The sequence below is a fragment of the Bartonella sp. AP9QHHD genome (genome assembly GCF_042195625.1).
GTDB lineage: Bacteria > Pseudomonadota > Alphaproteobacteria > Rhizobiales > Rhizobiaceae > Bartonella.
In genome coordinates, this window is the sequence record NZ_JBHIOP010000094.1 from 1 (window position 1) to 7,194 (window position 7,194).

General features: G+C 35.8%; 9 protein-coding genes and 1 pseudogene. 4 read left to right on the plus strand and 6 right to left on the minus strand.

Annotated features, from left to right (window positions below):
• Together ACFIK4_RS08695 and ACFIK4_RS08700 are read right to left on the minus strand one after the other, a co-directional pair.
• A pseudogene (locus tag ACFIK4_RS08695) lies at positions 1 to 74 on the minus strand (type IV secretion system protein VirB3); the annotation flags it as partial.
• Between the two features lie 18 nt (positions 75 to 92).
• Positions 93 to 443, minus strand: coding sequence for a TrbC/VirB2 family protein (locus ACFIK4_RS08700; RefSeq protein ID WP_375675764.1), 351 nt, complete (start codon positions 441 to 443; stop codon positions 93 to 95).
• A 155-nt stretch (positions 444 to 598) separates the two neighbouring features.
• On the opposite strand from ACFIK4_RS08700, the gene ACFIK4_RS08705 reads away from it, so the two are divergent.
• The gene (locus ACFIK4_RS08705; protein WP_375638296.1) at positions 599 to 1,342 is read left to right on the plus strand and encodes a nuclease; all 744 of its coding nucleotides are present in this window, start codon (positions 599 to 601) and stop codon (positions 1,340 to 1,342) included.
• A 732-nt stretch (positions 1,343 to 2,074) separates the two neighbouring features.
• On the opposite strand, the gene ACFIK4_RS08710 is transcribed toward ACFIK4_RS08705, so the two are convergent.
• Together ACFIK4_RS08710 and ACFIK4_RS08715 are read right to left on the minus strand one after the other, a co-directional pair.
• On the minus strand, positions 2,075 to 2,239 hold the full coding sequence (locus ACFIK4_RS08710; protein ID WP_375610246.1) for a hypothetical protein: 165 nt from the start codon (positions 2,237 to 2,239) through the stop codon (positions 2,075 to 2,077).
• Between the two features lie 433 nt (positions 2,240 to 2,672).
• Positions 2,673 to 2,999, minus strand: coding sequence for a hypothetical protein (locus ACFIK4_RS08715; RefSeq protein WP_375675765.1), 327 nt, complete (start codon positions 2,997 to 2,999; stop codon positions 2,673 to 2,675).
• 264 nt (positions 3,000 to 3,263) lie between these two features.
• On the opposite strand from ACFIK4_RS08715, the gene ACFIK4_RS08720 reads away from it, so the two are divergent.
• Positions 3,264 to 3,458, plus strand: a complete 195-nt coding sequence (locus tag ACFIK4_RS08720) for a hypothetical protein (protein ID WP_375612520.1) — start codon at positions 3,264 to 3,266, stop codon at positions 3,456 to 3,458.
• A gap of 120 nt (positions 3,459 to 3,578) precedes the next feature.
• On the opposite strand, the gene ACFIK4_RS08725 is transcribed toward ACFIK4_RS08720, so the two are convergent.
• Positions 3,579 to 4,022, minus strand: a complete 444-nt coding sequence (locus ACFIK4_RS08725) for a hypothetical protein (RefSeq protein ID WP_375610244.1) — start codon at positions 4,020 to 4,022, stop codon at positions 3,579 to 3,581.
• Between the two features lie 3 nt (positions 4,023 to 4,025).
• Positions 4,026 to 4,352, minus strand: coding sequence for a YqjD family protein (locus ACFIK4_RS08730; protein ID WP_375612522.1), 327 nt, complete (start codon positions 4,350 to 4,352; stop codon positions 4,026 to 4,028).
• Positions 4,353 to 5,357: 1,005 nt separating this feature from the next.
• On the opposite strand from ACFIK4_RS08730, the gene ACFIK4_RS08735 reads away from it, so the two are divergent.
• Positions 5,358 to 6,260, plus strand: a complete 903-nt coding sequence (locus ACFIK4_RS08735) for a MotA/TolQ/ExbB proton channel family protein (RefSeq protein WP_375675766.1) — start codon at positions 5,358 to 5,360, stop codon at positions 6,258 to 6,260.
• Positions 6,257 to 6,838, plus strand: coding sequence for a biopolymer transporter ExbD (locus ACFIK4_RS08740; protein WP_375675767.1), 582 nt, complete (start codon positions 6,257 to 6,259; stop codon positions 6,836 to 6,838). The genes ACFIK4_RS08735 and ACFIK4_RS08740 overlap by 4 nt, the downstream gene beginning before the upstream one ends.
• Positions 6,839 to 7,194: the final 356 nt, after the last annotated feature.

Sequence of the window (7,194 nt, forward strand, 5' to 3'; positions counted from 1 at the left end):
ACGCCTGCAATCATTGCAGGGCGCGTGCAAGCAAGAAATAACGTATCTTCTGTTAGCTTGTCGTGCTTTTTCATGGCTTTGAAAGGCAACGTTTAATGGGAAAACATTGATACAATTTGCGTTGCACCCATAACAATGCCGATGCCAACACAAACGAAAAAAGCTTTACGCATTTCAACATAACCAGCAATCCATGCAAGCCCAATACCAGCAACCGCAATGGTTGCAATTGATGTTGCAATTTTTCCTGTTAAAGCTTCAATGATTTTATCAAGAGCAGTTTCAATTTTTCCGAAGCCGCCATCAGCAAATGCTGGCTCACTCAGTGCGATGAAGGCAATAAACAGCATCAATGCTGTTGTTAACCATTTCTTTTGTGTGTTGGATAGAGTAGTTTTTTGTAAGGTATGTTCACAACTGAATGAATTATTCATGTTTTTCATGAAAAACCCCCTCGCTATTTTAAAGTTAAAAATTAAATTAATAGTTAAAATATTAATCTACCCTATAAAATGAAAAAAATAAATTTTTCTATCGATAAATTAATAATATTTAATCTTTTATTATTTAATAAACAAAAAATATAGTAATATTCAAAATGATACTTTTAAAATATCTTCGAGCAGCGCCTAAATATATTGTCTTAATTTGTATTATTATTTTAGGATACTTTTATTTCAGTCAACATACTGAAAATATTATGCAATTTTCTCTTTTTGAAGGATCAGAAAAGACAATTGGAAACCCCGTTCAAAATCCGAAGTCACAATTGGTTGATTATGCAAACCAACAAGACGCAATCCAACAAAATGTGGTGTTGCATTCAGAACCAATCGCATCACAATTTTATGAAGAAAATGTGCCGGTCTATTCCGGTGCTATACAGGTCACAAGTGGTGTGACCTTTAAAATGATTACGCTTGTAGATGATGGGTGGAGAAAAAAGATCATCCGTGATATCCGTTTATATGGTGTGGAAAGCTGTGAAACACGACAATTTGCCTCACGCAACGGAGTTAAGTGGCCTTGCGGTGCTTTTGTTACGGCTTGGCTTGTTTCAAAAACAATTGATAAAAAGGTTACTTGTCGGCAAGCACGTGTCGTTCAACAGGTTCATTATGCACAATGTTTTGTAGATGGGGTTGATCTGGCGCGGTTGGGGCTGGCAGAAGGGTTGATGGTGTTGACAAAAGATCAGCATCATTTTCCATCCCCCGCAGACTATAAAACTCTACAATCTGCTGCTCAAAAAGCACAAAACGGTTTATGGTCGAGCCAATTTCAACAACCAGAAGATTGGCGAAGAGATCATGGAAGCTATAATCCCATTGACCATAATTAATATTGACCATTATTGATAAAGCGTCTTTTCAAGCGCTATTTAAAAATCAAGACAATATTCTACTGCAAATCTTATCAGAAAAAAGTTAATGATAATCCACACAGTCCTTGGTGGACAACGCTCGTTATGAAAATTTGTTGTGTTTAAAATATCCTTATAGGTTGTTTACTACAGTGCTATGGGAGAGCGCGTTTCCTTGGCTATACGTCATTTCGTTTTGCTTTTTAAATGAAAAGCTCTTCGCTTCTCAAACTCTTAATAATCGCACCCCAAAATCATGACATCAAACCTGCATTTAAATGAGAAGGCTAAAAGCCTTAAGTTTTAAAGGCTGGGAAATTCTGTAAAAGCGTATCGTTAGGCGCACGTGTGCCCCTTATCAATAACCAAAAGGCCTATCTTGTTCTTTTCTCACGCGGCTTTGAGATCATGATTAAAGAGAAAGCTTATAGGGGGATAAGTCAAAAGAAAGTGATGAAAATAATAAGGTATTTTAAGTGATATATATTTGAAAATATTATAAAAAAGACAAGAAAAGATAATAAATGGGTATTTTGTTATATAAATACTTAGCGTTAAGCGGATAGGTTATGAAAAGCCTTTCCAAAGTTTTTAAAACTGATTGTCTTCATACGTGTTAAAGTGTACAATGACGTTGTCAGGTGTGAGTTACACAAAATACTCTTTTAGTTAGAGATTGATAACTCACATTTTATTGTCGTAGGGTATTTTTTAAAATGCATGATCACGATCTGTAGAGGTTAATTCTTCATCAAAAAACTTTTTAGCTTGTTCTTCTTGTTGGGCTCTACGTTTTTCCTCTTCACTTTTACCACAACCTGTAATATTCAATCCTATAGTCAATAGAGCCAAGCATATTAAAATAAATTTTTTCATTTTTCCCCTCTTTAAAAATTATATGTATTAATCTCATCGATTATATCGGAATACAGATTTAATTATCGTGATCTTTTGTTTTTTATTAGTATTGTTAATGGAAAAATATGTGAACAGTTTATTGTAAATATCTTATAAGTTTATCATAATAAAAAATTAGAAGGAAAGAGCCAAAACCTAATATAAAGGAACAAATTGTAATGTTTATTAGTGCTTTTGACCAACCTATTGATAATATCATAATAGGAATTGTAAACAATCCCACAAACCCCATTATCATTATAAGGCTTAGTATCAATCTTAAAGGACCACGAAGCCATAAAAGCAAAAGGACGAGCGCCTCTTTGCTTATTTGTGATTTTGACATTATTTTCCCCTCACGCGCTTAAATCAAGATGCTCCACAATATACACAGTACGATAAATGATACAAGTTATTTTGTTATAAAATCTTCAAGATCTGTTTGATGTTCAACGGATGAAATATCCGGTTTGGTAGAAGATGATTCTATTTGATATTCTTTCATAAAAGCAACTTTTTCTTCTTTGAATAACAGAATAGGATTCACCCAGTATTGATTAGGCAATTTTGGTTTCAAAATTCCTTTTTGTATGAGCTCTCTTAAACCATTGTGAAAAGTTCTGTCGACCATATCGCGCTTTTTTCCATTTATACCCCCATCAAACCAAATTAAGGTAATGCTGCTGGGATCTTCGTTTGTTGATTTATTAGATCGATATTCTTCTAAAACTATTATCAAAGCACGATGTCCTGTACGAGATAAATTACAAATTGCTTGAATGCCATCAGCAAATATTTCTATAAAATTTTCTTTCTTTATTTTTTCTGTGACGTGAATTGTAGGTATGACCTCTGTTCTATTCGTATCAGAGTTGATAAATTTTTGTTGTGTAATGGACGTTTTTACAACTTTCTTATCGGTAAAAATTTCAGATTTTTTGAAAAAAGAATTTTCATACGGGGAATATTTTTGCTTTATAAATTCAAATCGATGACGTGACCTTTGGTTCTGAAAAAAGCTTATGAAAATATAGAGAAAGGCAGAAACGGAACATCATTTCCTTCAAAAAACAATAAATGGCTTCGAATTAAACTAGGACTTCTAATGCAAGCATTGCCTTATGTTGTTATGTTCATGAAAAATGGGTTGCAATCTGAAAGAGAGTGTAGCGGTTCTATGGAATTTTTAGCAAAATGAAGGGGATTTTTTTCAGGTATTTGAAGAAGCTAAAGAGACTATGAGGAAAAAAATGTGCTTTCTTTTATAACAAAAGAAAGCACATTGAGAGGGGGATTTAGAGTGACAGCTTTACATATTTTACTCTGAAAAGCGGTCTTTTTTATCTTTTTTCCACAAAAAATAAGTTGCAAGTCCGAGAATGGGAACACTCAATTTGGCAAAAGGGAGATGTTGACTGAGAGCTGCAAGACTGGAAACAGTCGCATCTGTCATGAGTTTGTGGCGTTGTTCTTCTGTCTTTTTTTGTTGGTCATAGCGTTGATAAGTTTTGAGAACGCGACTGATAATAAGACCTAATCCCGCAAGAGAAAGACAAATTAAAAACATGATACTGGCGGCAGCAAGAGGCTTCATAACAGAACATAACGCAATAAAACCGATGGTACATAAAAAAAGCAAAGACATGAAGAATGAAATGCCAATAAACCCATAAAAAATTGCTTGAAGGCGTACTTGCTTGACTGTGCTTTTAAGCCCTCCACCGACAAGATGGTTTAAAAGAGGCGCGATAAACTTATGCATTGCTTAACGACGCAGTAATTGAGAAAGAATAAAACCAACCCCTGCGGCAAACAAAACGCTTTTGCCAGGATTTTTGCGAACGCATTGATTCATGGTTTGTTCAAGATCACTAATTTTGTCTTTTGCTTGAGACATCATGTCTTCACCACTTTCTTTCGCTGAGTGATATAGTTTTTCCGCTTTGTCTTTGGCGGCGTTGAATTTGTTTGCACCAAGATCTGTTAGGGTTGAGGTAATCCCTGAAATTTCAGTGCGTAACGTTTCTAATTGTCCTTGTAGGTCTTTTTCTACGGCTGATTTATCGTGCTGTGTTGTTTTATTATGGGCCATGGTATTTTTCCCTCTTGATTCATTATATTTGTATTGGTGTGTTCATAGTGATCATTTGCATTGGAGTGAAAATTTTCACTGCTTGAGTAACGCCAAAAGCTTTTTTTGGTTCCTTTCATTTTGTCGAATTTAAAATTGTTTTTGATAAAATAAATCTTTCCTATACGATATGCTTTGTCTGTAAAGGGTCGCATCTGTTGAGAATTGTCTTATGCTTTTGCAGTAATTTAGCACCATTCTTCAGTTTCTCGTGGCGCAGTTTTTTATAAAAGTTTTTTAAAAGTGTGCTGAGGCTTATTTTTTAAGCTTGTGACAGGTAAAAAACATCGTTGTTGCGATTTTGCGGCAGAAGTACTGTCATTTTTATACTTTTGCAGCAAAGAAAAAGAAAATAATATTGCGGCTCTTTGCTCTCTATGTATTTGGGGGCAACATGCGCTCCCCATGATACTTTTGGTCAGTTTAAGATATTGCGATAGTTCTTTTTTAAAAACGTAAGGTATATTTTTATTTTAGGATAGGAGAGGTACTTTAGTGCACTGGTTGTTAGAGAAGTGCATATCCTTTTCTCCGAGGATTTTATGATATTTTTGCTGCTTGTTTCATGTAAGCAAATATTTTGTTGGCTTTAAAAGAGCTGCTGAAATGAGAAAAGCTTTGCGATATGAGAGATTTATTTAACAGGAACGATGATAAATTATTCTTATAAATTAAAATATTATATGCGATACTTCTTGTAAGTTTATCATTTTGCCTAATTTATGCAATAAATTGATTGGGTAAGATAAACTTGTTGAATTGTTAGAGAAAAATTTCTTGAGTAATTTCTTTAGAATTAAGAGAGAGCTTGTGAAATAAAACTATACTTGATTTATCAAGTTTTCTTTCTTAAGAGGAATACACAAGTGACGTTAAAAGGGTAGTGGCATTGTGGAACAGTGATGCTATGCGGGGTGACGATCCAGCTCATAAATAAAGATAAGAGCACAAGAATGTGAGATAAAAATGGAATCTGAAACAGTCCCTTTAGATAAAACAGTCCCTTTAGATAATATGTCTGCTGTATTGACAGTGCATGATTTTTCTCCTCTTTCTATGTTTATGGCTGCTGATTGGGTGGTGAAAGCCGTTATCATTATTTTGTTACTTGCTTCACTTATGTCTTGGACAATTGCTTTTGTGAAAATTGTTGAGATCACTTTGGTAAAACGAAGAGTACGTCATGAACTTCAATTGGTTCTAAATGCTCAGACTCTTACGCGTTTGGCAGCTAGCTTGAAAGAAAGCAAAGGAGCTGGTGTGTTTTTTCTCAAAGAAGTCCTTAAAGAGGTGTATCTTTCTGCACAACAGGTTCATTTTTCTGCTCCTGAAGGGATAAACGAAAGCTCTGGTGAAAAAACCAGTGTAGGGGAAAATGCACAAACGATTGAAGATATTCTCTTTTATGAGGAGAGCAATCAATATGAAGATGTTTCCCGCGATGTTCGCGATGCTAGGGTTCGTGATGTTCATGAAGGTTTAAAAGAAAGGGTTCATTCACTTTTGTCACGCTGCTTGCTGGCTGCTACACGCCGTGTTGCATGTGGAAGTGCTGTTCTTGCAACTATTGGCGCAATTGCTCCTTTTGTTGGTCTTTTTGCAACTGTTTGGGGAATTATGAATTCTTTTATTGGGATTGCTCAGTCTCAAACAACGCGACTTGATGTGGTGGCGCCTGGAATTGCTGAAGCCTTATTCGCAACGGCTGTTGGGCTTTTTGTGGCTATTCCCGCCGTTGTTATGTATAATAGCCTTATGCGTGCTTTGAGTGGTTATCGTAGTGATTTAGGTGATATCGCTGCTGCTCTTGAAAGGCTCTTGAGCCGTGAACTTGATAGACAAAGACAACAGAAAAGTCATAAAAAATGAAAGCAAGCCTTAATAATGATTGGGATATAGACGAGAGTGGGTTGCAAAGCGAAATCAATGTGACCCCTTTTATTGATGTTGTATTGGTGTTGCTTATTGTTTTTATGGTTGCAGCGCCTTTGGCAACATCTGCCATTTCCGTTCAGCTTCCTTCTATAACTCAAGCACCTTCAGTGGTTCAGTCTGATGAACCTCTTTATGTTACGTTGCAAAAAGATCGTTCTCTTTACATTGGTGATCATCTTGTAGAACAAGCAGCTTTGAGAGAAGCTTTGTTGAGGGAAACGACGCAAAATTTAGAGGCAAAAATTTTAATCAAAGCGGATAGCGAAATTGATTATGGTACTGTCATCGATTTATTAAATCAAATACGTATGGCTGGATATCATAAAATCGGTCTTGTAGGATTGCAAAACTCTACCAATCTTGTCTCAAGAGGTGAGATCAATAATAAAACAACAGGGGTAGCGAACGCTGCTGTCGATGGAGCGGGTGGTAACGTTGTGGGGCATGTGGATGCCGTAACAACGAGCACTACGGGAAACGCTAATATTCCAGCCGATGTCTCTGATCAGTGATAAAAAACAGCCTTTGTTGCAGGAAGCAAAGCATATTACTCAAAGTCGTAGAGTGAAATTGATGAGGGTTCCGCGGATTTATTAAACCAAACACGCATGGGTTTGATATTACGTAGGGGTTTGATATTACGCAGGGGGTTCATATATTGAATCGGTTTTTTTAGGATTAAACTCTACTCATCTTGCCGCAAGAGGTGCGATCAAGAAAACAGCAGAGGCGATTGTTGTGTGTCTTAATACATCTTAAAGCCTTTTTTGCGGCGGTGTTCATAAATGGTATATAAAAAGCAAGTAAAATAAAATAGTTATGTCTAATATGGGGGAATAGGTGAATCTTGATTCTATTGAGTTTTTTT

Bases quoted from the DNA above. Each gene is read 5' to 3' on its own strand.
- ACFIK4_RS08710 (WP_375610246.1), bottom strand. From the start codon at position 2,239: ATGAAAAAATTTATTTTAATATGCTTGGCTCTATTGACTATAGGATTG.
- ACFIK4_RS08730 (WP_375612522.1), bottom strand. From the start codon at position 4,352: ATGGCCCATAATAAAACAACACAGCACGATAAATCAGCCGTAGAAAAA.
- ACFIK4_RS08700 (WP_375675764.1), bottom strand. From the start codon at position 443: ATGAAAAACATGAATAATTCATTCAGTTGTGAACATACCTTACAAAAA.
- ACFIK4_RS08740 (WP_375675767.1), top strand. From the start codon at position 6,257: ATGAAAGCAAGCCTTAATAATGATTGGGATATAGACGAGAGTGGGTTG.
- ACFIK4_RS08705 (WP_375638296.1), top strand. From the start codon at position 599: ATGATACTTTTAAAATATCTTCGAGCAGCGCCTAAATATATTGTCTTA.
- ACFIK4_RS08725 (WP_375610244.1), bottom strand. From the start codon at position 4,022: ATGCATAAGTTTATCGCGCCTCTTTTAAACCATCTTGTCGGTGGAGGG.
- ACFIK4_RS08735 (WP_375675766.1), top strand. From the start codon at position 5,358: ATGGAATCTGAAACAGTCCCTTTAGATAAAACAGTCCCTTTAGATAAT.